The organism is Pseudomonas sp. HMWF021 (assembly GCF_003061005.1).
In the GTDB taxonomy this organism is placed as follows: domain Bacteria; phylum Pseudomonadota; class Gammaproteobacteria; order Pseudomonadales; family Pseudomonadaceae; genus Aquipseudomonas.
Genome location: NZ_QAIK01000107.1, coordinates 98,053 through 120,944, shown reverse-complemented (window position 1 = coordinate 120,944; position 22,892 = coordinate 98,053). Strand labels below are relative to the sequence as shown.

Annotated in this window: 21 protein-coding genes and 1 pseudogene; 4 read left to right on the top strand and 18 right to left on the bottom strand. The window is 60.9% G+C overall.

Features of this window, described 5'->3' with window-relative positions:
* Nucleotides 1–277: 277 nt before the first annotated feature.
* From dtd to hutC, 13 genes are all read right to left on the bottom strand, one after another.
* Nucleotides 278–715 (bottom strand): D-aminoacyl-tRNA deacylase, encoded by a 438-nt coding sequence (gene dtd / locus DBR18_RS14745; protein ID WP_108590854.1) that lies wholly within the window; start codon nucleotides 713–715, stop codon nucleotides 278–280.
* Complete coding sequence (gene pip, locus DBR18_RS14740) at nucleotides 712–1,683, bottom strand: prolyl aminopeptidase (RefSeq protein ID WP_108590853.1); 972 nt, start codon at nucleotides 1,681–1,683, stop codon at nucleotides 712–714. Before pip ends, dtd begins: the two co-directional genes overlap by 4 nt.
* A 216-nt stretch (nucleotides 1,684–1,899) precedes the next feature.
* Nucleotides 1,900–2,703 (bottom strand): N-formylglutamate deformylase, encoded by an 804-nt coding sequence (hutG, locus tag DBR18_RS14730; protein ID WP_108590852.1) that lies wholly within the window; start codon nucleotides 2,701–2,703, stop codon nucleotides 1,900–1,902.
* 10 nt (nucleotides 2,704–2,713) lie between these two features.
* Nucleotides 2,714–3,919 (bottom strand): imidazolonepropionase, encoded by a 1,206-nt coding sequence (gene hutI / locus DBR18_RS14725; RefSeq protein ID WP_108590851.1) that lies wholly within the window; start codon nucleotides 3,917–3,919, stop codon nucleotides 2,714–2,716.
* An 89-nt stretch (nucleotides 3,920–4,008) separates the two neighbouring features.
* The gene (gene hutH, locus DBR18_RS14720) at nucleotides 4,009–5,541 is read right to left on the bottom strand and encodes a histidine ammonia-lyase (RefSeq protein WP_108590850.1); all 1,533 of its coding nucleotides are present in this window, start codon (nucleotides 5,539–5,541) and stop codon (nucleotides 4,009–4,011) included.
* A 116-nt stretch (nucleotides 5,542–5,657) separates the two neighbouring features.
* A complete protein-coding gene (gene hutH, locus DBR18_RS14715; protein ID WP_108590849.1) occupies nucleotides 5,658–7,181 on the bottom strand; it encodes a histidine ammonia-lyase in 1,524 nt (507 codons plus the stop codon).
* 144 nt (nucleotides 7,182–7,325) lie between these two features.
* Nucleotides 7,326–8,156, bottom strand: coding sequence for a glycine betaine/L-proline ABC transporter ATP-binding protein (locus DBR18_RS14710; protein WP_108590848.1), 831 nt, complete (start codon nucleotides 8,154–8,156; stop codon nucleotides 7,326–7,328).
* Nucleotides 8,153–9,004, bottom strand: coding sequence for a proline/glycine betaine ABC transporter permease (locus DBR18_RS14705; protein WP_007949591.1), 852 nt, complete (start codon nucleotides 9,002–9,004; stop codon nucleotides 8,153–8,155). The genes DBR18_RS14710 and DBR18_RS14705 overlap by 4 nt, the downstream gene beginning before the upstream one ends.
* 83 nt (nucleotides 9,005–9,087) lie before the next feature.
* Nucleotides 9,088–10,056 (bottom strand): ABC transporter substrate-binding protein, encoded by a 969-nt coding sequence (locus DBR18_RS14700; protein WP_108590847.1) that lies wholly within the window; start codon nucleotides 10,054–10,056, stop codon nucleotides 9,088–9,090.
* 69 nt (nucleotides 10,057–10,125) lie between these two features.
* A complete protein-coding gene (locus tag DBR18_RS14695) occupies nucleotides 10,126–11,598 on the bottom strand; it encodes a cytosine permease (protein ID WP_108590846.1) in 1,473 nt (490 codons plus the stop codon).
* Nucleotides 11,599–11,741: 143 nt separating this feature from the next.
* The gene (gene hutU / locus DBR18_RS14690; RefSeq protein WP_108590845.1) at nucleotides 11,742–13,424 is read right to left on the bottom strand and encodes a urocanate hydratase; all 1,683 of its coding nucleotides are present in this window, start codon (nucleotides 13,422–13,424) and stop codon (nucleotides 11,742–11,744) included.
* A 434-nt stretch (nucleotides 13,425–13,858) separates the two neighbouring features.
* Complete coding sequence (locus DBR18_RS14685) at nucleotides 13,859–14,428, bottom strand: HutD family protein (RefSeq protein ID WP_108590844.1); 570 nt, start codon at nucleotides 14,426–14,428, stop codon at nucleotides 13,859–13,861.
* On the bottom strand, nucleotides 14,425–15,135 hold the full coding sequence (gene hutC, locus DBR18_RS14680; protein WP_007961751.1) for a histidine utilization repressor: 711 nt from the start codon (nucleotides 15,133–15,135) through the stop codon (nucleotides 14,425–14,427). The genes DBR18_RS14685 and hutC overlap by 4 nt, the downstream gene beginning before the upstream one ends.
* Nucleotides 15,136–15,281: 146 nt before the next feature.
* Between hutC and DBR18_RS14675 the strand changes: the two genes are divergently transcribed.
* Nucleotides 15,282–16,646, top strand: coding sequence for a formimidoylglutamate deiminase (locus tag DBR18_RS14675; protein WP_108590843.1), 1,365 nt, complete (start codon nucleotides 15,282–15,284; stop codon nucleotides 16,644–16,646).
* Nucleotides 16,647–16,764: 118 nt separating this feature from the next.
* Here the strand turns inward: DBR18_RS14675 and DBR18_RS14670 are convergent, their stop codons facing one another.
* Nucleotides 16,765–17,334, bottom strand: coding sequence for a lipocalin family protein (locus DBR18_RS14670; protein WP_108590842.1), 570 nt, complete (start codon nucleotides 17,332–17,334; stop codon nucleotides 16,765–16,767).
* A 31-nt stretch (nucleotides 17,335–17,365) separates the two neighbouring features.
* The gene (locus DBR18_RS14665) at nucleotides 17,366–17,620 is read right to left on the bottom strand and encodes a hypothetical protein (RefSeq protein WP_007952486.1); all 255 of its coding nucleotides are present in this window, start codon (nucleotides 17,618–17,620) and stop codon (nucleotides 17,366–17,368) included.
* 280 nt (nucleotides 17,621–17,900) lie between these two features.
* Between DBR18_RS14665 and DBR18_RS30295 the strand changes: the two are divergent.
* The 3 genes and pseudogenes from DBR18_RS30295 to DBR18_RS28260 form a co-directional block, all read left to right on the top strand.
* Nucleotides 17,901–18,935, top strand: a pseudogene (locus DBR18_RS30295) (sensor histidine kinase); the annotation flags it as partial.
* A gap of 93 nt (nucleotides 18,936–19,028) precedes the next feature.
* Nucleotides 19,029–19,793, top strand: coding sequence for a methyl-accepting chemotaxis protein (locus DBR18_RS30290; RefSeq protein ID WP_371917810.1), 765 nt, complete (start codon nucleotides 19,029–19,031; stop codon nucleotides 19,791–19,793).
* A gap of 155 nt (nucleotides 19,794–19,948) precedes the next feature.
* The gene (locus DBR18_RS28260; protein WP_158275053.1) at nucleotides 19,949–20,113 is read left to right on the top strand and encodes a hypothetical protein; all 165 of its coding nucleotides are present in this window, start codon (nucleotides 19,949–19,951) and stop codon (nucleotides 20,111–20,113) included.
* Here DBR18_RS28260 and DBR18_RS14655 read toward each other — a convergent pair.
* The 3 genes from DBR18_RS14655 to DBR18_RS29225 form a co-directional block, all read right to left on the bottom strand.
* Complete coding sequence (locus DBR18_RS14655) at nucleotides 20,110–20,712, bottom strand: DUF924 family protein (protein WP_108590840.1); 603 nt, start codon at nucleotides 20,710–20,712, stop codon at nucleotides 20,110–20,112. The two genes, DBR18_RS28260 and DBR18_RS14655, sit on opposite strands and share 4 nt — an antisense overlap.
* Nucleotides 20,713–20,715: 3 nt before the next feature.
* A complete protein-coding gene (locus tag DBR18_RS14650) occupies nucleotides 20,716–21,726 on the bottom strand; it encodes a class 1 fructose-bisphosphatase (RefSeq protein WP_003220797.1) in 1,011 nt (336 codons plus the stop codon).
* A gap of 340 nt (nucleotides 21,727–22,066) precedes the next feature.
* A partial coding sequence (locus tag DBR18_RS29225; RefSeq protein WP_256588707.1) for a DUF3999 domain-containing protein occupies nucleotides 22,067–22,892 on the bottom strand: 826 nt, incomplete at its 5' end.

Below are 22,892 nucleotides of genomic sequence, written 5' to 3'. Positions count from 1 at the left end.
GAGCAACCCTCGCCGAAAACAGATCAAAAAACCAACGGCCAGCTATCTATATGCCAGGTTGGCGAGCATTGTTCCGACTCCGCTGGGGCAAAATGATTCCCCAATCGGATCCGGACAAGTCTCTACCTAAGTCAAAAATGGACCAGCGAACGCTGATCCCCATAGCGCGCGATTATCTAGTAGCCCGCGTGACAACGCATCAGGGGTAACAAAGTATTTATCGCGAAAAACGCCTGTTTTCAGTCGAAAAGCCCTTGAAAAGATGTTTCAAGCGCTTTCATGTCTGTAACAGGAAGGTCACCGGGCCGTCGTTGACCAGGTGCACCTGCATATCCGCGCCGAATCTACCTGATGCCACTGTGCCATGCATCTGTTTCGCTTTGCCCAATAGATAGTCGAACAATTCCTCGCCCAATGCCGGAGGGGCCGCGGTCGAGAAACTCGGACGCAACCCGCTCTTGGTGTCGGCAGCCAGGGTGAACTGAGAGACCAGCAGCAACCCGCCGCCCACATCCGCCAGGGACAGATTCATCTTGCCCTCGGCGTCACTGAATACCCGATAGTTAAGCAGCTTATGCAGAAGTTTGTCGGCGCTGGTACGGGTATCGTCAGGTTCGACCGCCACCAGCACCAGCAAACCCTGATCCACCGCGCCGACAATCTCGCCCGCGACTTCGACTCGCGCACCGCGCACGCGCTGTAACAGGCCCTTCATGCTTCTTCGGGCGGCAGGTCGAGCAGGCGGCGAGCCATTTTGCTCGCGGCACGTACCAGCGCATCGGTGATGCCCGGCTCGGAGGCGGCGTGACCGGCGTCGCGGATCACCTGCAGTTCGCTGTTCGGCCAGGCCTGATGCAGTTCCCAGGCATTGTCCAGCGGGCAGATCACGTCGTAGCGACCGTGAATGATCACCCCCGGCAGGTGGGCGATCTTGCCCATGTCGCAAATCAGCTGATTCGGCTCAAGGAACGCGTTGTTGGTGAAGTAGTGGCATTCGATCCGCGCAATCGACAGGGCGCGCTGCGGCTCGGAGAAACGGTCGACCACCAGCGGATTCGGGCGCAGGGTCGCAGTGCGCCCTTCCCAGGTCGACCAGGCCTTGGCCGCGTGCATCTGGGCGATCTGATCGTTGCCGACGAGGCGCTTGTGGAAAGCGCTGAGCAGATCGCCGCGCTCGTCCAGCGGGATCGGCGCGATGTAGTCCTGCCAGTAATCGGGGAACAGACGGCTGGCACCGGCCTGATAGAACCACTCGATTTCCTGCGGGCGGCAGAGGAAGATGCCGCGCAGGATCAGACCGTGTACGCGCTCCGGGTGGGTTTGCGCGTAAGCCAGCGCCAGGGTCGAACCCCACGAACCGCCGAACAGCACCCATTTGTCGATGCCCAGGTGTTTACGGATACGCTCAAGGTCAGCGACCAGATCCCAGGTAGTGTTGTTTTCCAGGCTGGCGTGCGGGGTGGAGCGACCGCAGCCGCGCTGGTCGAAGGTGACAATGCGATACAGGTTCGGATCGAAATAGCGACGGCTCTGCGCGTCGCAACCGGCGCCGGGACCACCGTGGATGAACACCACCGGCAAACCTTCCGGCGAACCGCTTTCGTCGACGTACAGCGTGTGGGTGTCATCGACAGCCAGATCGTGCCGGGCGTGGGGTTTGATCTGCGGAAACAATGTCTGCATTGCGCGCTCCGTAAGGGGTCGAGGTCATCCCTGGGGGGACTTCTATTATTCTGCCGTGGGGCATCATAAACCCGATTTACGTCAATGAGCATGCTTCAGAACACGAATCAAACCTGCCCCCCTGCAGGAGCTGCCGCAGGCTGCGATCTTTTGCTCTTGCCGTGAAAATTCAGGATCAAAAGATCGCAGCCTTCGGCAGCTCCTACAGGAAGCAGGTCAGGCGCTGTAGTGAGACTTTGCCCAGCCCAGATAGCCCTGCAGCAACTCCTTGAGCACCACCCGCGTCGGCTCGGCCAGATCGGCGCGGTAGCGGAACGGTTCGAACTCTTCCATGTACGTGCACTGGCCCAGTTCCAGTTGCACGGCGTGGATGTTCTCGGCCGGGTTGCCGTAGTGGCGGGTAATGTGGCCGCCCTTGAAGCGACCGTTGAGCACATGGCTGTAATTGCCGTGACGGGCGCAGATCGCTTCGAGCTGCGTCGCCAACTGTGGATCGCAACTGGCGCCGTTGAAGGTGCCGAGATTGAAATCCGGCAGTTTGCCGTCGAACAGGTGCGGGATGATCGAGCGGATCGAGTGCGCGTCGAACAGCAGCGCATAGCCGAATTCAGCCTTCAGCCGTGCCAGCTCTTGCTGCAGGGTGCGGTGGTACGGCGTCCAGATCTGTTCCAGATAGGTCGCGCGCTCTTCTTTCGAAGGCTCGTGCCCTTCGCGGAACAGAGGAATGCCATCGAACAGCGTCGCCGGGTACAGCCCAGTGGTCGCGCCGGCATACAACGGCTTGTCATCGGACGGACGGTTGAGGTCGATGACGAACCGCGAATACTCGGCCGCCAGGGTGCTGGCGCCCAGCTCTTCAGCAAAATCGTAGAGCTGTGGAATATGCCAGTCGGTGTCCGGCAGGCTTTTCGCGTCCGGTATCAGCCCGGCCTCGACCGCAGGCGTCAGGCGCACACCGGCATGCGGCATGCTGATCAGCAGGGGCACGCGACCTTGTTTGAAACTCAGAACCTTATCCACAACCGCTCTCCTACAGACTTGATTCGACGCCGTGACGCACGACGCGTTTGTCCAGATCACCCCCGAGCCAATAGGCCAGGTCCGCCGGACGATCGATGTGCCAGGCGACGAAATCCGCGACCTTGCCGACTTCCAGCGAGCCATGGGTGTCGGCCATGCCCAGCGCTTGCGCAGCGTGGATGGTCGCACCGGCCAGGGCTTCTTCCGGGGTCATGCGGAAACAGGTGCAAGCCATGTTCAGCATCAGGCGCAACGACAGCGCCGGCGAAGTACCGGGGTTGAGGTCGCTGGCGATGGCGATTTTCACCTTGTGCTTGCGCAGGGCGTCCATCGGCGGCAGCTGGGTTTCGCGCAGGAAATAGAACGCTCCCGGCAACAACACGGCGACCGTGTCGGATTTGGCCATGGCGATGGCGTCGTCTTCATCCATGAATTCCAGATGATCGGCGGACAACGCCTTATAACGCGCGGCCAGGCTGGAGCCATGCAGCGACGACAACTGCTCAGCGTGCAGCTTCACCGGCAGGCCGAGTTTTTGCGCGGTGATGAACACCCGCTCGACCTGTTCCGGCGAGAACGCCAGGTATTCGCAGAACGCGTCCACAGCATCGACCAGCCCCTCGGCAGCCAGCGCGGGAAGCATTTCGGTGCAGATCAGGTCGATGTAGTCGTCGGCGCGATCCTTGTACTCCGGCGGCAGCGCGTGGGCGGCCAGACAGGTGCTGCGCACGCTGATCGGCAGCTCTTTTTCCAAGCGACGAATGACCCGCAGGATCTTGCGCTCGTTGGCCAGATCGAGACCGTAGCCAGACTTCATCTCGACCGTGGTCACGCCGTCGCGCATCAGACTCTTCAAGCGCTTGGCGGCGCTGACGAACAACTCGTCTTCGCTCGCTTCACGGGTGGCGCGCACGGTGCTGGCGATGCCGCCGCCCTGCGCCGCGATCTCGGCGTAGCTGACACCTTGCAGACGTTTTTCGAATTCGCCGCTGCGGTTGCCGCCGAACACCGTGTGGGTGTGGCAGTCGATCAGGCCGGGGGTGACCCACGCGCCTTGCAGGTCGTTGACCGCCGGGTATTCGCCGGACGGCAGCAGATTGCGCGGACCGATCCACTCGATGTGCGCACCGGACGTCACGATGGCCGCATCCTCGATGATCGAGTAGACGCCCTGCGCCATGGTTGCGACGTGGCAGTGTTGCCAGAGGGTTTTCATCCCAAGTCCTCGTCTTGTTCAAAATCGTATCGCTGGCAAGCCAGCTCCCACAGGTATTTGTGGGAGCTGGCTTGCCAGTGATGAGGCCCTTACAGGCTCGGCAGCAGCTTGGCTGGAACCAGCTCAGTCAAACACCGTGAAGCCAACAGCTCAGTCGCCGCATTGATGTCTGGCGCAAAAAAGCGGTCCTTCTCATAGAACGGCACTTCCTTGCGCAGAATCGCCCGCGCCTGCTCCAGCTTCGTCGAGGTCTTCAGACCGTTGCGCAGGTCCAGCCCCTGCACCGCCGCCAGCCATTCCACCGCGAGAATGCCGCGGGTGTTTTCAGCCATCTCCCACAGGCGCTTGCCAGCGGCCGGGGCCATCGACACGTGGTCTTCCTGATTGGCCGAGGTCGGCAGACTGTCTACCGAATGCGGATGCGACAGTGCCTTGTTTTCGCTGGCCAGGGCCGCCGCCGTCACCTGAGCAATCATGAAACCGGAGTTGACCCCGCCATTGGCCACCAGGAACGGCGGCAGTTGCGACATGTGCTTGTCCATCATCAGCGAGATACGGCGCTCGCTCAGCGAGCCGATTTCAGCGATGGCCAGGGCCATGTTGTCGGCGGCCATGGCCACCGGTTCGGCGTGGAAGTTGCCGCCGGAAATCACGTCACCTTCAGCGGCGAACACCAACGGGTTATCGGACACGGCGTTGGCTTCGACCACCAGCACGTCGGCGGCCTGACGGAACTGGGTCAGGCAGGCGCCCATGACTTGTGGCTGGCAACGCAGCGAGTACGGGTCCTGAACCTTTTCGCAGTTCTGATGCGAATCGGAGACTTCGCTGCGCTCACCGAGCAGATCACGGTAAGCCATGGCCGCGTCGATCTGGCCTTTTTGACCACGGGCCGCGTGGATGCGCGCGTCGAACGGCGAGCGCGAACCGAGTACCGCTTCCACCGTCAGCCCGCCAACGGTCAGTGCACCGGCAAACAGGTCTTCACCTTCAAACAGACCGCGCAGGGCAAATGCAGTGGACACCTGAGTACCGTTGAGCAGCGCCAGACCTTCTTTCGCCGCCAGCGTCAGCGGGGTCAGACCGGCGACTTTCAGCGCCTCGGTAGCTTCCATCCATTCGCCCTTGTAGCGCGCCTTGCCTTCACCCAGCAGCACCAGCGACATATGCGCCAGCGGCGCGAGGTCACCGGATGCACCGACCGAACCTTTGAGCGGAATGTGCGGATACACCTCGGCGTTGATCAGCGCGATCAGCGCATCGATCACCACGCGGCGGATCCCGGAAAAACCACGGCTGAGGCTGTTGACCTTGAGCACCATGATCAGGCGCACCAGCTCATCGCTGATCGGCTGGCCGACGCCGGCGGCGTGGGACAGCACCAGCGAACGCTGCAGGTTTTCCAGGTCTTCGCTGGCGATGCGGGTCGAAGCCAGCAGGCCGAAACCGGTGTTGATGCCGTAGGCGGTGCGATTCTCGGCGAGGATCTGCTCGACGCAAGCGACACTGGCTTCGATCTGCGCCGCAGCGCTGTGGTCGAGGGTCAGCTTGACCGGTTGCTGATAAACGTCACGCAGTTGGGCCAGGCTCAGTTGGCCGGGAATCAGGTTCAGCGCAGTCATTAAAATGCTCCTTTTGAACATTGTTATTAACTACCAGTCGCTCCGGAGCATTCCGTTATCCGTCGTTTCTCGTCTTGTGGACGATCCGCGCCTTGGCACGCTGGTATGGGTAATTGTCAGTGCAGATTCGGTAATACGTTGTGCAGCGCATTCGGGTTTTTCAGCACGCTGGCGGCGGCAGCGATATCCGGTGCCAGCCAGCGATCCTGATCATAGGCCGGGACGGTTTCCCGCAGCAGGCGCCACGCGCGGTCAGTGCCCGCGCCAAAGCGTTGCTCCTGGAGAAATTCAAAGGCCTGTGCCGCCAGCAGGTACTCGATGGCGAGAATCTGCGTGCAGTTCTCCAGAGCGCGGTGCAGCTTCAACGCGGCGCTGGTGCCCATGCTCAGGTGGTCTTCCTGCAGGCCCGAGGTGACGTAGTTGTCGAGCACTGCCGGTTGTGCCAGTTGGCGGTTCTCGGCACACAGCGAAGCAGCGACGTATTGCACGATCATCATCCCGGAGTTCACCCCCGGGTTGGCCACCAGAAACGCCGGCAGACCGCTGACGTGCGGGTTGACCAGACGATCGAGGCGGCGCTCGGCAATCGAGCCGATTTCGGCCATGGCAATCGCCAGCAGATCCGCCGCCATCGCCACCGACTCGCCGTGCGGGTTGGCCTGCGACATAACCCGGAAGTTGTCCGGTGTGCCTAGCAGCAACGGGTTGTCGGTGCAGCCGTTGAGTTCGGCTTCCACTTGTTTGATCGCGTGTTCCAGTTGATCGCGCGCCGCGCCGTGCACCTGCGGAATCGAGCGGATGCTCAACGCATCCTGAGTGCGAATGCCTTTGCTCGCCGCGATCACTTCACTGCCATCGAGCAAGGCGCGCAGATTGCTCCCGACCTGCTGCATGCCCGGGTGCGGCTTGAGCGCGATGATCTCGGCATCGAACGCGGCGATCTGGCCGCGTTGGGCTTCGAAGCTCATGGCGCCGATCACATCGGCCCATTGCACCAGCCGCGTCGCATCGGCAATCGCCAGGCAGCTGAGGCCGGTCATGCACGGCGTGCCGTTGACCAGGCACAAACCGTCTTTCGCGCCGAGTTGCACCGGTTGCAGGCCTTCTTCGGCAAACGCCTGTTGCGCCGAGATGATCTGCCCGCGATAGCTGACATTGCCCACGCCCAGCAGCGCGATGCCGATGTGCGCCATGTGCGTCAGGTAACCGACCGAACCTTGCGATGGAACCTGTGGGGTGATGCCACGATTGAGCAGCGCCAGCAGCCCCTCGACCACGCGCCGGTGAATGCCGGATTTGCCGTGGCTGTAGTTGTGAATCGCCGCGCAGATGATCGCGCGGGTCTGCTCATCGGGCAGCACCGGGCCGACCCCGCAGGCGTGGCTGAGCAAGGTGTTGCGCGACAGCTGGCTGAGTTGTTCGTCTTTCAGCGAGACGTTGGACAGACCACCCAGACCGGTGTTGACGCCATAAGCGCGCTCGCCGCTTGCGACGATGCGCTGAACGATGCCCTGAGCGTTTTCGATGCGCGCCCAGGTCACGCTCGACAGCTCCAGTTGCGCGTCGTGACGGGCAACGGCGACCACGTCCTGCCAACGCAGGGGGTTGCCGGTGATGATGATTTTTTCAGCCTGGGACATCTTTAACCTCATCCAAACATTGATGCAGCTTTACCGGCCTCATCGCTGGCAAGCCAGCTCCCACAGGGATCGTGTGAACAATAAGAACTCTGTGGGAGCTGGCTTGCCAGCGATGAGGCCAGTCAATGCACAGCAAAACTCAAATCAAACCACCGCCGCCCGCCGCTGCACGAACCGGTCAACATATTCATCCGCCGGCGAATGCAGGATCTCTCTTGGCGTGCCGACCTGAATCAGGCGCCCGTCCTTGAGGATCGCGATGCGGTTGCCGATGCGCACGGCCTCGTCGAGGTCGTGAGTGATGAAGACGATGGTCTTGTGCAGGGTCTTTTGCAGCTCCAGCAACTGGTCCTGCATCTCGGCGCGGATCAACGGGTCGAGCGCACTGAACGCTTCGTCCATCAGGATGATGTCGGTGTCCGCCGCCAAGGCGCGGGCCAGGCCCACACGCTGACGCATGCCGCCGGAGAGCTGGTGCGGGTATTTGTTTTCGTAGCCTTTGAGGCCCACGGTGTTGATCCAGTGCAGCGCACGTTCGGCGCACAGCTGTTTGCTTTCGCCGCGCACTTTCAGGCCGTAGGCGACGTTCTCGATCACGGTCTTGTGCGGCAGCAGACCGAAGCTCTGGAACACCATGCTGATCTTGTGCCGGCGAAATTCGCGCAGCGCTTCCATGTCGTATTGCAGGATGTCCACGCCGTCGACCAGGATCGCGCCACTGGTGGGGTCGATCAGGCGATTGAAGTGGCGCACCAGGGTCGATTTGCCGGAGCCGGACAGGCCCATGATCACGAAGATCTCGCCGGTGCCGATGCTCAGCGACAGGTCGTTGACCCCGACCACGCAACCGGTTTCGTTCAGCACCTGATCCTTGGTCTTGCCCTGGCCGACCATCGCCAGTGCATCCTTGGCGCGGTTGCCGAAAATCTTGAAGACGTTTTTGACTTCGATCTTGCTCACGGTTGCGTTGCTCATTTGCTCACCTCATGCCGTGGCCGACCGTACGCCTGAGTAATGCGGTCGATGACCACTGCGAGAATCACGATCGCCAGACCGGCTTCGAGGCCGCGTCCGACGTTGAGGGTCTGAATCCCCACCAGCACGTCTTCACCCAGGCCACGGGCACCGATCATCGAGGCGATCACCACCATCGACAGGGCCATCATGGTGGTCTGGTTGATCCCGGCCATGATGCTTGGCAGGGCCAGCGGCAGTTGCACGCCGAACAGTTGCTGCCAGCGGTTGGCACCAAAGGCGTTGATGGCTTCCATCACTTCGCCGTCAACCTGGCGAATGCCCAGATCGGTCAGGCGGATCAGCGGCGGCGCGGCGTAGATCACGGTGGCGAAAATCGCCGGGACCTTGCCGAGGCCAAACAGCATCAGCACCGGGATCAGGTACACGAAACTTGGCATCGTTTGCATGATGTCGAGCAGCGGCATCAGCACCGAACGCAGGCGGTTGCTGCGCGCCGAGAGGATCCCCAGCGGAATGCCGATCAGCACCGAAATGATCGTCGCGACCATCATCAGCGCCAGGGTCTGCATGAGTTTGTCCCACAGGCCGACAGCGCCCACCAGGAACAGCAGACCGACGATGACGGCGGTGGTGACGACTTTGCGCGTGGCGTGCCAGGCGACCACGCCGACGATCGCCAGCATCAGCCACCACGGCGCCGCACGCAGCAGGCCTTCGAGATTGACGATGGCCCACAGCAGGGTGTCGGAGATGTGACGGAACACATCACCGTAGTTGGTGACCAGCGAATCGACCCAACCGTTGACCCAGTCGGCGATGGAAAAGGTAAAGCTTTCGGGAAACATAAGCGGCTCTCAATCAGAAATCTCAATCAAGCGATTACGGCATATCTCCCGGCCAGCCTCACGGTTGACCGGGAGGTATCGACCTACAGCGCCGCGTCGATTTTCTTGGCTGCGTCGTCACTGACCCACGCGTGCCAGACCTCAGGATGTTCCTTGAGGAAGATTTTCGCCAGTTTTGGCGACTCGATACGTTCCTTCGCCATGCGGCCCAGGTTCTGGTTCAGCAGGTCGATCGGCAGGTTGACCCTTTCCAGCACGGCCACCAGCTCCGGTGCTTGCTCGTGAAAGGTTTTCGACAGGCCGACCTTGATGGTCACGCTCTTGTCGACGCCCGGTTTTTCTTCAAGCTTGACCGCGTCGATCTGGCCCATGAGCGGGGTTGGCGTCCAGTAGTAGAACAGGATCGGCTCGCCACGCTTGTAACTCGACAGCACTGCCGCATCCAGCGCCGGGCCGGTGCCCGGACGGAAGTTGGTGTAGCTGTTTTCCAGACCATAGCTCTTGAGCATTTCGCTGTTGTCCAGCTCGCAGGTCCAGCCCGCCGGGCAGTTGTAGAAACGGCCCTTGGAGGGCTCTTCGGCGTCCTTGAAAATGGCTGCGTATTTGCCCAGATCGGCGATGTTTTTCAGGTCCGGGGCTTTTGCTTCGATCTTGCGTTTGGCGTCGCCTTCGATCACGTAGCGCGGCACGTACCAGCCTTCGATTGCGCCGACGATCGGGGCGCCGACACCGACCACCTTGCCGGCCTTCTCGGCCTTGTTCCAGACCTCGCTGCGGCCGACCCATTCTTCGGCGAACACTTGAATGTCGTTGCTGCTCAGGGCGTTCTCCATGGTGATGGAATTGCCCGGCAGGCTGTCGGTCTTGCAGTCGTAACCTTTCTCCAGCACCACTTGCAGCACGTCGGTCAGCAGCATGCCGCTTTCCCAGTTCAGACCGGCGAATTTCACCGGTTTACCGGACTCGCACCAACCGGCTGCCTGAGTGGCACCGGCACTGGCCAGCAGGCCCATGGACAACAGTGTGGTGAGCAGGGTCTTGTTCGATTTCATTGTTGCGACGCTCCTAATCATGAATTGGCTTACGGCAGTCAAGAGGCATCCAGCCCTGTCCACGTCCAATCAGGCCTGCGCCGCAGCGCGCCCGGCCCCACTTTTTTCAGGTGGTACAACGCTGTTCTGCTCGACCGGCAGAATCAGTTGATCAGGCACTGAGCCGTGCCATTTTTTTGCGCACACGTAATAGAGGGCAGCAGGCAGCACCAGACCGATGATCCAGGAGATATCCACGTCACCGAGGGCGGCCACCAGCGGGCCGGTGTAGAACTTGGTGGAGATGAACGGCAGTTGCACCAGCACGCCGAACACATAGACGCTGATCCCGAGCAGATTCCAGCGGCCATAGCGACCGTTCGGATCGGCCAGCGCCGGCACGTCATAGCGCTCGCGGGTGATGCAGTAGTAGTCGACCAGGTTGATCGCGCTCCATGGCGTGAAGAACGCCAGCAGGAACAGGATGAACGACTTGAACGCACCGAGGAACGAGTGCTGACCGAGCAAGGCGATCAGGGTTGCCGCGCCGACGATCACCAGCACGAACACCAGACGCTGCATACGCGTAACGGTCAGGTGCCCTTTGAAACCACTGATGATGGTGGCGATGCACATGAAGCTGCCGTAGGAGTTCAGCGTCGAGATGGTCACCTTGCCGAAAGCGATGCTGAAGTACAGCAGCGCCGCCGTGGCACCGGTGCCGCCCAGTCCGACGATGTAGGCCACTTCGTGACCGGCAAACTGGCCGTTGGCCGAAGCTGCCGCGAACACGCCGAGGACCATCGCCACCTGCGCGCCGATGACCGAACCGGCGCCAGCGGCAAAGAAGGTTTTCACCGAGGAAACCTTGCTCGGCAGGTAACGCGAATAGTCAGCCACATAAGGGCCGAACGCGATCTGCCAGGACGCCGCGAGCGACACCGCCAGCAGGAAGCTGCTCCAACTGAAGTGACGGATCTGCAACAGCGCGCCAACATCGACCTGACTCAGCAGACGGCTGAACAGGTAAACGAAGGCAATCACGCCGATGACACTGGCGACCCGGCCGATCCAGTGGATCACCCGATAACCAAGCACCGTGACCACCACGATGACACTGGCAAACAACAGGATGCCGACGGTGTCGCTGACGCCAAACAACTGGCCCAGCGCCTGACCGGACAGCACCGTACCGGTGGCGGTAAAGCCCAGGTACATCAGGCACACCAGCACGATCGGGATCGCCGCGCCATACACGCCAAATTGCACACGGCTGGAAATCATCTGCGGCAGACCCAGCTTCGGTCCTTGCGCCGCGTGCAGCGCCATCACGCCGCCGCCCAGCAGTTGACCGATCAACAGACCGATCAACGACCAGAACACATCCCCGCCCAGCACCACGGCCAACGCCCCGGTGACAATCGCAGTGATTTGCAGATTCGCACCCATCCACAAGGTGAACTGGCTAAACAGACGACCGTGTCTTTCCGCTTCCGGGATGTAGTCGATCGAACGCCTTTCGATCAACGGTTTGTTACTTGCACGATCGGGGGTTACAGCCATGATTCAACCTCTGTGGATTGTTATTCTGGGTTGGTTCCTACACCTGTAGGAGCTGTCGAGTGAAACGAGGCTGCGATCTCTTGATCTTAAAAAATCAACATCAAAAGATCGCAGCCTTCGGCAGCTCCTACAGGGCTATCGGTTTATTTGCCCGTAATCATCGGCAGGTTCAGACCCTGCTCCTTCGCGCAGTCGATGGCGATCTGGTAACCAGCATCGGCGTGACGCATGACACCGGTCGCCGGGTCGTTGTGCAGCACGCGCGCAATACGCTCGGCCGCTTCGTCAGTACCGTCGCAGACGATCACCATGCCCGAGTGCTGCGAGAAGCCCATGCCCACGCCACCACCGTGGTGCAGCGAGACCCAGGTCGCGCCGCTCGCGGTGTTCAGCAGCGCGTTGAGCAGTGGCCAGTCGGACACGGCGTCGGAACCGTCCTGCATCGATTCGGTTTCACGGTTCGGGCTGGCGACCGAGCCGGAGTCGAGGTGGTCGCGACCGATCACGATCGGTGCCGACAGCTCGCCGCTGCGCACCATTTCGTTGAACGCCAGACCGAGCTTGGCGCGCAGGCCCAGGCCGACCCAGCAGATACGTGCCGGCAGACCCTGGAAGCTGATGCGCTCGCGGGCCATGTCCAGCCAGTTGTGCAGGTGCGCGTCGTCGGGGATCAGCTCTTTGACTTTGGCGTCGGTCTTGTAGATGTCCTGCGGGTCACCCGACAGCGCCGCCCAGCGGAACGGGCCGATGCCACGGCAGAAGAGTGGGCGGATGTAGGCCGGGACGAAACCCGGGAAGTCGAACGCGTTTTCCACGCCTTCTTCTTGCGCCATCTGACGGATGTTGTTGCCGTAGTCGAAGGTCGGGATGCCCTGCTTCTGGAACGCCAGCATTGCCTTGACGTGTACCGCCATCGATTGCTTGGCGGCTTTGATCACAGCGGCCGGCTCGGTCTTGGCGCGGGCGCGGTACTCGTCCCAGGTCCAGCCCGCCGGCAGGTAGCCGTTGAGTGGGTCGTGGGCGCTGGTCTGGTCGGTAACCATGTCCGGGCGCACGCCGCGCTTGACCAGCTCCGGCAGAATTTCTGCCGCGTTACCCAGCAGGGCGATGGAGATCGCCTTGCCTTCAGCGGTGTATTTGGCGATGCGCGCCAGAGCGTCGTCGAGGTCTTTGGCTTGCTCGTCGACGTAGCGGCTTTTCAGGCGGAAATCGATGCTCACCTGCTGGCATTCGATGTTCAGCGAGCAGGCGCCGGCCAGGGTTGCAGCCAGAGGTTGTGCGCCACCCATACCGCCGAGACCTGCGGTCAGCACCCACTTGCCTTTGAGGTTGTCGTTGTAGTGCTGACGACCGGCTTCGACGAAGGTTTCGTAGGTGCCCTGAACGATGCCCTGGCTGCCGATGTAGATCCAGCTGCCGGCGGTCATCTGGCCGTACATCGCCAGGCCTTTGGCGTCGAGTTCGTTGAAGTGTTCCCAGCTCGCCCAGTGCGGTACCAGGTTGGAGTTGGCGATCAGTACGCGCGGGGCGTTGCTGTGAGTCTTGAACACGCCGACCGGTTTGCCGGATTGCACCAGCAAGGTTTCATCATCATTGAGATTGGTCAGGCTCTCGACGATCTTGTCGTAGCACTCCCAGTTGCGCGCGGCGCGACCGATACCACCGTAGACCACCAGCTCTTTCGGGTTCTCGGCCACTTCCGGATCGAGGTTGTTCATCAGCATGCGCAGCGGCGCTTCGGTCAGCCAGCTCTTGGCGGTCAGCTTGTTGCCGCGTGCAGCGCGGATCTCGACGTCACGGTATTTAGTAGGTTTTGTGTCAGTCACGAAAAAGACTCCTCAGCGATCAATTCAAACCAACCCTGGCAGTGGGCAAGCAGCCTGTGCGCCTCAATGCGCGACAAGCGAATCAGTGGACGCTGCGGACTTATACGCATACGTCTTTACTTGTACATACAAGCATATGCAATCAAGCGGCCAACTTGTTGGAGGCGCGTTCAGGAAAAATGGCGGACAGGGCTGCGGAGCGCTTGAAACAAGGGTTGTGGCGTGGATGAAATTTTTTGCGGGGAGGAATTGAGGTTTCGACGGATCGTTACGAACCCGTGGTTTTGCGCCACGCTGGGGCGTTCGGTAACAAGTTGGTGCGTGGGTTGGGAACACCCCCAAAAGCAAAAGATCGCAGCCTTCGGCAGCTCCTACAGGGTGTACATCAATCCCAGTGTAGGAGCTGCCGAAGGCTGCGATCTTTTAAAGTTTAATCAGCGCCCAGTCAGTTCAATAACGCAGCACGCGGCATTGACCGCGACTTCAACCAGCCCGGTGTTACCGTCCAGTTGCAGGCAATCATGGCGTCCCAGTTGCGCGACGCTGTCAGCGACTTTCGCCTCAAGCAGCTCACTGACACTGAACACCAGCACCGTCCCCGCCGAGCTGAAAAACCGCTGCTCGCCATCCAGCCACTGCAACCGCGCGCTGTAACGCTGCGGCGCATAGATCAGGTTGAAGTCGCGGATCGCCCCGCCGAGCAAGGTGCAGGACACCTGGCTTTCGCCGCTGAAGGCAAACGGGTCCAGCGGTAACAGCGGCCGGGTGTCATCACCATCGACGCACAGGGTCATGCCGTCACCCTGCAATACCGTGATCACTCGCTGGTAACCGGCAAAGGTCGAGAAACCACCGGATTCGGCAATGTCGGCAATCGACAGGCGCCAGCCAAAACCATCCAGACCTGCACCGGCGTCACGGGTGATTTCCTCGGTGCTGCCGCCGCCGTTTTTCCACGGCATGCGCGGGTAGCCTTCAGCGCGTAAAACCTTTACCTGACTCATTTATGAAAGCGTCCTTCCAGACGATGACGGGAACCTGGGTGGATCAGGCGCGCCGCCGTCACCGGCTGACGCCCCGACCAGGTGCGGCGACGGATCAGCAGGCAAGGCTCGCCTTTTTCGATCTGCAGCAACTTGCACTCGGACGATTCGGCGAGGATCGCCTCGACGACATGCTCGCCTTCGGTCAGTGGCGCGACCTGATTGAGATAGGCGTAAGGCGTCTGCAGGGTGAAGTCCTGCTTGAGGTATTCCGGGGCGACCAGCGCGTTGACGAAACGGTCTTCGATCTGCACCGGAATGTCGTTTTCGTAATGCACGATCAGCGAATGGAAGACCTTCTGCCCTTCGCGCATGTCCAGCGCCAGCGCACGCTCGGAGCCGGCAGCCTCTTCTTCGAGGGTGATCACCTGGCAGGTGTGGCGATGGCCACGGGAGGCGATTTCGTCGGCGATGTTGTGCACTTCGAACAGCGCGGACTGGCTCTTCGGTTCGGCGACAAAAGTACCGACCCCTTGCATGCGCACCAGCAAGCCGTCAGCGGTCATCTCGCGCAGCGCGCGGTTGATGGTCATGCGGCTGAAACCGAGCTGGCTGACCAGTTCGCTTTCCGACGGCACGCGGTAGTGCGGTGGCCAGTTACCGCTGTCGATCTGCTGGGTGATCATCTGTTTGACGCGGGCGTACAAGGGCGCCGGACTGTCGCCCATGTTCGCGGCCAACGGGGAGACTGGAGGCGGAGTCGGCACGGTTGATCCCTGTTCATTGGATGAAGGTTGCTAGCTTGCCGGAGTTTACCGGGCAGGCAAACGTCTGTATATGTATATACAAATAACACACGATGGGGTGCTGAACCATGTCCGCCTTCTTTGCCGAACGCGCGCTGCTGCCTAACGGATGGGCCAACAATGTACGTCTTGAGGTGAGCGCCGATGGCGTGCTGACCCAAATCCTGGCCGATTCCACCGCAGACGGCGCCGAACGGCTGAGCGGTCCGCTGCTGCCGGGCATGCCCAATCTGCACTCCCACGCCTTCCAGCGTGCGATGGCCGGGCTGGCCGAAGTGGCCGGCAATCCGAATGACAGTTTCTGGACCTGGCGCGACCTGATGTATCGCCTCGTCGGAAAAATCAGCCCCGAACAACTCGGCGTTATCGCCCGTCAGCTGTACATCGAAATGCTCAAGGCCGGTTACACCTCGGTTGCGGAATTTCACTATGTGCACCACGACAGCAGCGGCCAGCCTTATGCCGATCCGGCCGAGCTGGCGCTGCGCATCAGTCAGGCAGCCAGCGAAAGCGGCATCGGTCTGACCCTGCTGCCGGTGCTCTACAGCCACTCGGGCTTCGGCGGCCAGACGCCGAACGACGGTCAGCGTCGCTTCATCAACAGCACCGAAAACTACCTGAGCCTGCAATCGCGCCTGCAACCGCTGCTGGCACAGCAAAAGGCGCAATCGCTGGGCCTGTGCTTCCACTCGTTGCGCGCGGTCACCCCGCAGCAGATCAGCGAAGTGCTGGCGGCCAGCGACAAGCAATGCCCGGTGCATATCCACATCGCCGAACAGCAGAAGGAAGTCGATGACTGCCTGAGCTGGAGCGGTCGCCGTCCGCTGCAATGGCTCTACGAAAACACCGAGGTCGATCAGCGCTGGTGCCTGGTTCACGCGACCCACGCCAACCCGGAAGAAGTCACGCTGATGGCCAAAAGTCGCGCCATCGCCGGTCTGTGCCTGACCACCGAAGCGAATCTGGGCGACGGGATTTTCCCGGCAGTGGATTTCCTCGCGCAGGGCGGGCGCATGGGCATCGGTTCCGACAGCCATGTGTCGCTCAGCGTGGTCGAGGAATTGCGTTGGCTGGAATACGGCCAGCGTCTGCGTGATCAGCGGCGTAACCGTTTGTATGGCGCGGATCAGCCGATGGTCGGGCGCACGCTGTATGACGCAGCGCTGGACGGCGGCGCGCAGGCTTTGGGGCAACCGATTGGTGCGCTGGAGGTCGGCAAGCGTGCGGACTGGATCGTGCTCGATGGCAATGATCCGTATCTGGCCACCGCTACTGGAGACGGGATCTTGAATCGCTGGTTGTTCGCCGGCGGCGATCGTCAGGTGCGCGACGTGTTGGTCAATGGCCAGTGGGTGGTGCGCGATGGCCGGCATGCGGGCGAAGAAGAAAGCGCACGCGCCTTCACCCAGGTTCTGCGCGAATTGCTGAGCTGACACATAACAAAATGTAGGAGTGAGCCTGCTCGCGATGACTGTGTGTCAGACATAAATATGTGACTGACACACCGCCATCGCGAGCAGGCTCACTCCTACATTGATTTTGTGGTGGTCTTTAATTCGAAGTTTTGGCCATCTGCCGATCCGACGTGCGCCAGATCAGGCGCGTAGTGTCGTAACCCTGCTGCCGTGCCTTGCTCAGCAGTTCTTCACGCACTACACCGTTGACGGTCGGCGTGCGAGACAGCAACCACATGTACTTGCGACTGGGATCGCCGACAATCGCGGTCTTGTAGTCGTCACTGACGTACAACACCCAGTATTCGCCCTTCGCCACACCCGGAATCAGCCGGGAGAACCAGGTATCAAATTCGACCCACAGCTTGTCGGTCTTGCCCGGCACTTGTGGATAAGCCGTGCCTTTGGCTTCTTCCCACTGCCAGTCAGGCGTCAGGCAGCGATTGAGCACCGCGACATTGCCGTCAGGCTGAAGGGTGTAATGGGCTTCGGATTGCGCGCAATTGCGCTGGAAATACATCGGCAGGCGCGCCAGTTCATACCAGGTGCCCTGATAACGCTTGAGGTTGACGCTGTGAGCCGTCTTGGGCGCCAGCGGATCTTCACCGTGCGTGGCGCAGCCGGCCAGTACCAGGCCGGCAAAAAGGACGAACAATAACCGCTTCATTATTTTTCTCCCGTGGGCGCAAAGCCCCGGTTTACTTCAGGCCTTGGCCAGAAAACATCAGCACTTTGTCACCGGCGTATTGCACGCTGATAAAGCTGTTCTTGTCGCCCCAGGTGCAACTGGACATGCCGAGCGCGCCCGAGCAGTCGGTGGGCTTGCCGAGCAGCGTCTCGACTTCAGCCTTGGCCATGCCGGCTGATAGCTTGGAATAGTTTTCCTGATTGACCTTGCTGCACGCGGCCAACAGCACGCAAAACGACAGCAGGGCGATAGATCGCAGCGACATGTGTAACTCCTGGAACGAGGGGGGAAGGCACGGTGCCAACCAGAAGCTTAGAAGAGAAAACCCTCATCTGGTTCCGTGCAAGGAGGGCTATTTATTTGCCCGCCCGTCTGGCTTTTGCCGTTAAATCAGACACTTTGCAGGGCAATTGAGCATTTCGTCGCATTTCCCGGAAGACGCCTAATCTTTGGCGCGCGGCGGTCGAAATAAGAGCAGCGCAAAGCCCCCGAGTGTGGCAAATTGCCGCCCTTTCTCGACCAGCCCCTTCGCGGTAGTTCATTCGATGACCAGAAACATGAAATTCAGCCACAAGATCTTGCTGGCTGCCGCCCTCGTGGTGGCCGTTGCGTTCGCCTGTTTCATTTTGTTCAACGACTATCGACAGCGCGAAGCCCTGAGCAGCAGCACCGAAGCGTCGATGCAGGAACTGGGCAGCCTGACCACCAGCAACATCCAGACCTGGCTGGAAAGCCGTATCCAGTTGCTGCAATCGCTGTCGCAACAGGTCGCCGCCGACGGCAACGCACCGGCCAGCCTCAAGCGCATCATCGACCTGCCCGCCTACACCGGCAATTTCCAGCTCAGCTACTTCGGCGGCGCTGACGGCGTGATGTTCTCGGTGCCCGCCGGCAACCGCGCGCCGGACTACGACCCGCGCGCCCGTGGCTGGTACAAGGCAGCCAATAGCGCCCAGCAGACCATCGTCACCGAGCCCTACATCGCCGCGTCGTCGGGCAAACTGGTGATCACCGTCGCCACCCCGGTACAGCGTCAGGGCCAGATGATCGGTGTGGCCGGTGCCGATATCGACCTGACCAGTGTCAGCGCGATCATCAACTCGCTGAATTTCGGTGGCCACGGCCATGCGTTCATCGTCAGTGCCGATGGCAAGATCCTGATTCACCCGGACAGCAAACTCGTCCTGAAAACCCTTGCCGAGGCGTATCCGAACGGCGCGCCAAAAGTCAGCCCGGGCCTGAAGGAAGTCGAATTCGAGGGCAGAACCCAACTGGTCTCGTTCACTCACGTCAACGGCGTGCCATCGGCTGACTGGTACGTGGCGCTGGTGCTGGACAAGGACACCGCGTTCTCGATGCTCAGCGAGTTCCGTACTTCGGCGCTGATCGCCATGGTGATTGCCGTGGTGATCATCATCGCTTTGCTCGGCATGTTGATCCGGGTGCTGATGCAACCGCTGCTGACCATGGGCCGCGCCATGCACGACATCGCTGAAGGTGAAGGCGACCTGACCAAACGTCTGGTGATCCACGGCCACGACGAATTTGGCGCGCTGGGCCTGTCGTTCAACCGCTTTGTCGAGCGCATTCACACCTCGATCCGTGAAGTGTCCTCGGCCACCGGCCAGGTCAACGAAGTCGCCCTGCGCGTGGTCGCGGCGTCGAACTCGTCGATGTACAACTCCGACCAGCAAGCGACCCGCACCAACAGCGTGGCCGCGGCGATCAACCAGCTCGGCGCCGCCGCCCAGGAAATCGCCCAGAACGCCGCCCTCGCCTCGCAGCACTCCAGCGATGCGCGCAGCCTGGCGGTTGACGGTCAGCAGGTTGTGGATAAAACCATCCACGCCATGCAGCAGCTGTCGGCAAAAATCAGCGACTCCTGCGGCAACATCGAAACCCTCAATAGCAACACGGTGAACATCGGCCAGATTCTGGAAGTGATCACCAGCATCTCGCAGCAGACCAACCTGCTGGCACTCAACGCCGCCATCGAAGCGGCCCGCGCCGGTGAAGCCGGGCGTGGTTTTGCCGTAGTGGCTGATGAGGTGCGCAACCTCGCCCACCGCACCCAGGACTCGGCGCAGCAAGTGCAGAAGATGATCGAAGAATTGCAGGTCGGCGCACGTCAGGCCGTAAGCATCATGACCGAGAGCCAGCGCGAGAGCGAAAGCAGCGTCGGCATCGCCAACCAGGCCGGCGAACGCCTGGGCAGCGTAACCCAGCGCATCGGCGAGATCGACGGGATGAACCAGTCGGTGGCAACCGCGACCGAGGAGCAGACCGCAGTGGTCGAGTCGATCAACGTCGATATCAACGAGATCAACACACTGAACCAGGAAGGTGTGGAGAACCTGCAGGCTACCTTGCGGGCTTGCTCGGATCTGGAGCAGCAGGCGGCGCGCTTGAAGCAGCTGGTGGGCAGTTTCAGGATCTGAGGCGCTGCGACTGGCCCCATCGCTGGCAAGCCAGCTCCCACATTGGATCGGTGATGTTCACAAAATCATTGTGGGAGCGGGCTTGTTCGCGAAGACGGCTTCCACAATGCAGAATGCCTTCTCGGTAATTTGTAATTGGCCAGGATACTTGACTGATGAACACGGAACTCGATTGCGATCATCCAGACAAAACAACTTTGTTGGCAATCCTCGCAATAGGTAATGAGGAAATTGATCAAAGAAAATTCAGAGACGCTCAAAGCGTGTTTCTTGAACTGGATGAAATGGACTCAATTCAACCGATAACTCGGCTAAGCTAAAAGCGTGACCCAGGCTGACTGAGAAACGCCAGCTCCTCAGCCGTAGACTCCCGCCCCAACACCGCATTGCGATGCGGAAACCGTCCAAACCGCGCAATCACTTTCCGATGCCGCTCGGCATAGTCCAGGTTGTCGGCAAACACTGCCCGCTCGGCCTCTGGCTGTTCAGCCACCAGATCGATAAAGCGCGAAACGGCTTCGTTCTGCACCGCGAGGTTTTCGCAGTGTTCGAACACCAGATAAATGAATACCCGCTGGATCGGCTTCAACTGCCGATCGAAATCCGCAGCAATGCCCTGCGCGACGAGCTTCTGCGCGCGCAGATCACCGGAAAAGGCTTTGGGAGTGTCGCGAAAGATCATGCGCGGCAGTTGATCGAGCAGCAGTACCACGGCCAGCCAACCTTCGGGACGTTGCGTCCACTCGGTCAGTTCCCCGGCCAGGGCCTGATCGACAAAGACCCCGAAACGCTCACGCGCTTCGAGGTCCTGGCTGTCTTTCTTGCCGAACCACAACTTGCCCTTGTCAGCCGATATCTCGTCCGGTGATTCGGCGTGTCCGAACCACCAATCGAGCAACGGCTGCCAAGGCGCGGTCATGGTTTATTCCTTGTGGTAGGCCGTAGCGCGGGCGACTTCTTCTTTCGAACCGAGGAACACCGCTACGCGCTGGTGCAGGCCTTCAGGCTGAATGTCGAGGATGCGCTGGTGACCGTCGGTGGACGCGCCGCCCGCCTGTTCCACCAGGAACGACATCGGGTTGGCTTCGTACATCAGACGCAGTTTGCCCGGTTTGGAAGGCTCGCGGCTGTCGCGTGGGTACATGAACAGACCGCCACGGGTCAGGATGCGGTGTACGTCGGCCACCATCGCGGCAACCCAGCGCATGTTGTAGTTCTTCTTCAGCGGCCCTTCTTCGCCGGCCAGCAATTCGCTGACATAACGTTGCACCGGGGCTTCCCAGTGACGCTGGTTGGACATGTTGATCGCGAATTCCTGGGTGGTTTCAGGAATGGTGATGTCTTCGTGGGTCAGCACGAAACTGCCCATTTCGCGGTCCAGGGTGAAGCCTTTGACGCCGTCGCCCAGGGTCAGTACCAGCATGGTCTGCGGGCCGTAGATCGCGTAACCGGCAGCAACTTGCTGGGTGCCTGGCTGCAGGAAGGCTTTTTCGTTCAGCGCTTCGTTCTGGCTCAGGTATTCGTTCGGGCAACGCAGTACCGAGAAGATCGTGCCGACCGGGGCGTTGATGTCGATGTTCGACGAGCCGTCCAGTGGGTCGAACACCAGCAGGTACGCGCCTTTCGGGTATTTGCCCGGGATCTGGTAGGCATTGTCCATTTCTTCGGACGCCATGCCGGCCAGGTGACCGCCCCATTCGTTGGCTTCGAGCAGGATCTCGTTCGACAGCACGTCGAGTTTCTTCTGCACTTCGCCTTGGACGTTTTCAGTGCCCATGCTGCCCAGAACACCACCCAGGGCGCCTTTGGACACGGCGTGGCTGATCTCTTTGCAGGCACGCGCCACCACTTCGATCAGGAAGCGCAGATCGGCAGGAGTGTTATTGCTGCGGGTCTGCTCAATCAAATAGCGACTCAGGGTAACGCGGGACATGGACGGCTCCGGTGGAATGGGGGGCTAAAAACCCGCGCAGTTTACAGGGAGTCTGAAAACGTAGCGAGCGATGACGCCCGGTAACGTGCGTTGGGGCGCAATTGCTTCTATCAGACGTGATCGGGTCGAGAGAGTTCATGCACCGGATTGAGCGTAGTCCGGTTCGGGACGGGTGGTGGTTGAGTTGATGGCGGCAGTTTAAGGATTTTTGTTGATTGATCGGCCGTCATCGCTGGCAAGCCAGCTCCCACAAGGACTTCGGTCGTCCACCTGTTTTGTGTACACCAAATAACCTGTGGGAGCTGGCTTGCCAGCGAATGGCGCGCAGCGCCAGCCATTCTCAGGAGTTGGTGGGCGGTTTGCGCAACAGGCTCGCCGCCATCGCCCCGAGAAAAACCACACTCACCAGCAACACCGCCCACAGGCCGATTTTCTTCCAGTTGGTCTCGGCCACCGCCGCCGTAGTGGCCGGCGCGCTTGGCGTGGCAACCACGTCGCCCTGCACCGTTGCCTTGCCCAGCGTCGCGAGTTTCTCCGGTTTGAAATCCGGAATCAGCGTGCTCAGCGGCAGGTTCGCCGTTTTCACCGTCGGATTGCCCAGCGCCAGGCTGTACGGCCCTTCACCACGCGCGAGGAAAATCACCTGCGTCGCCCGCACCGCGTACTTCAGGCTCGGTGCCTGCTCACCCAGACCGCCGCCACGCTCATCCACGCTCAGTTTCAGCTGCTGCACAGTCTGCCCGTACAACTGCAATTCGTTCTGGACCACGTCCTGACCGTTCTGGGTCAGGCGATACAGCAAACCGTTGCTCAGGGTCTGCCACGGCAGGCTGCTTTCTCGGCGGCCCGCAAGCGTGACCGGAGCCAGACTGTTCGGTTGCTTCAACTCGACCTGCACCCGCTCGACATTCAGCCCCATCGGCAACTGCCAGGTGTACTCGCCGGACTTGGTGCTGCTGCCCGCCAGCGCTTGCGACCAGACCAACGGCAGCGGCACGTTGCGCGGATCGCTGCTTCTCAGTTGCGCTGAAGTGAGGATCGGCGCCGACGTCGGCGCATCCCACAGCAGGCGCAGATAACGCGCCGATTGCCCCGGCAGCGTCACCTCATGCTGCTCGATGCGCTCGTCGGAAAAGGTCAGCCGCGCCACCTGCCCTTCGCCCCAC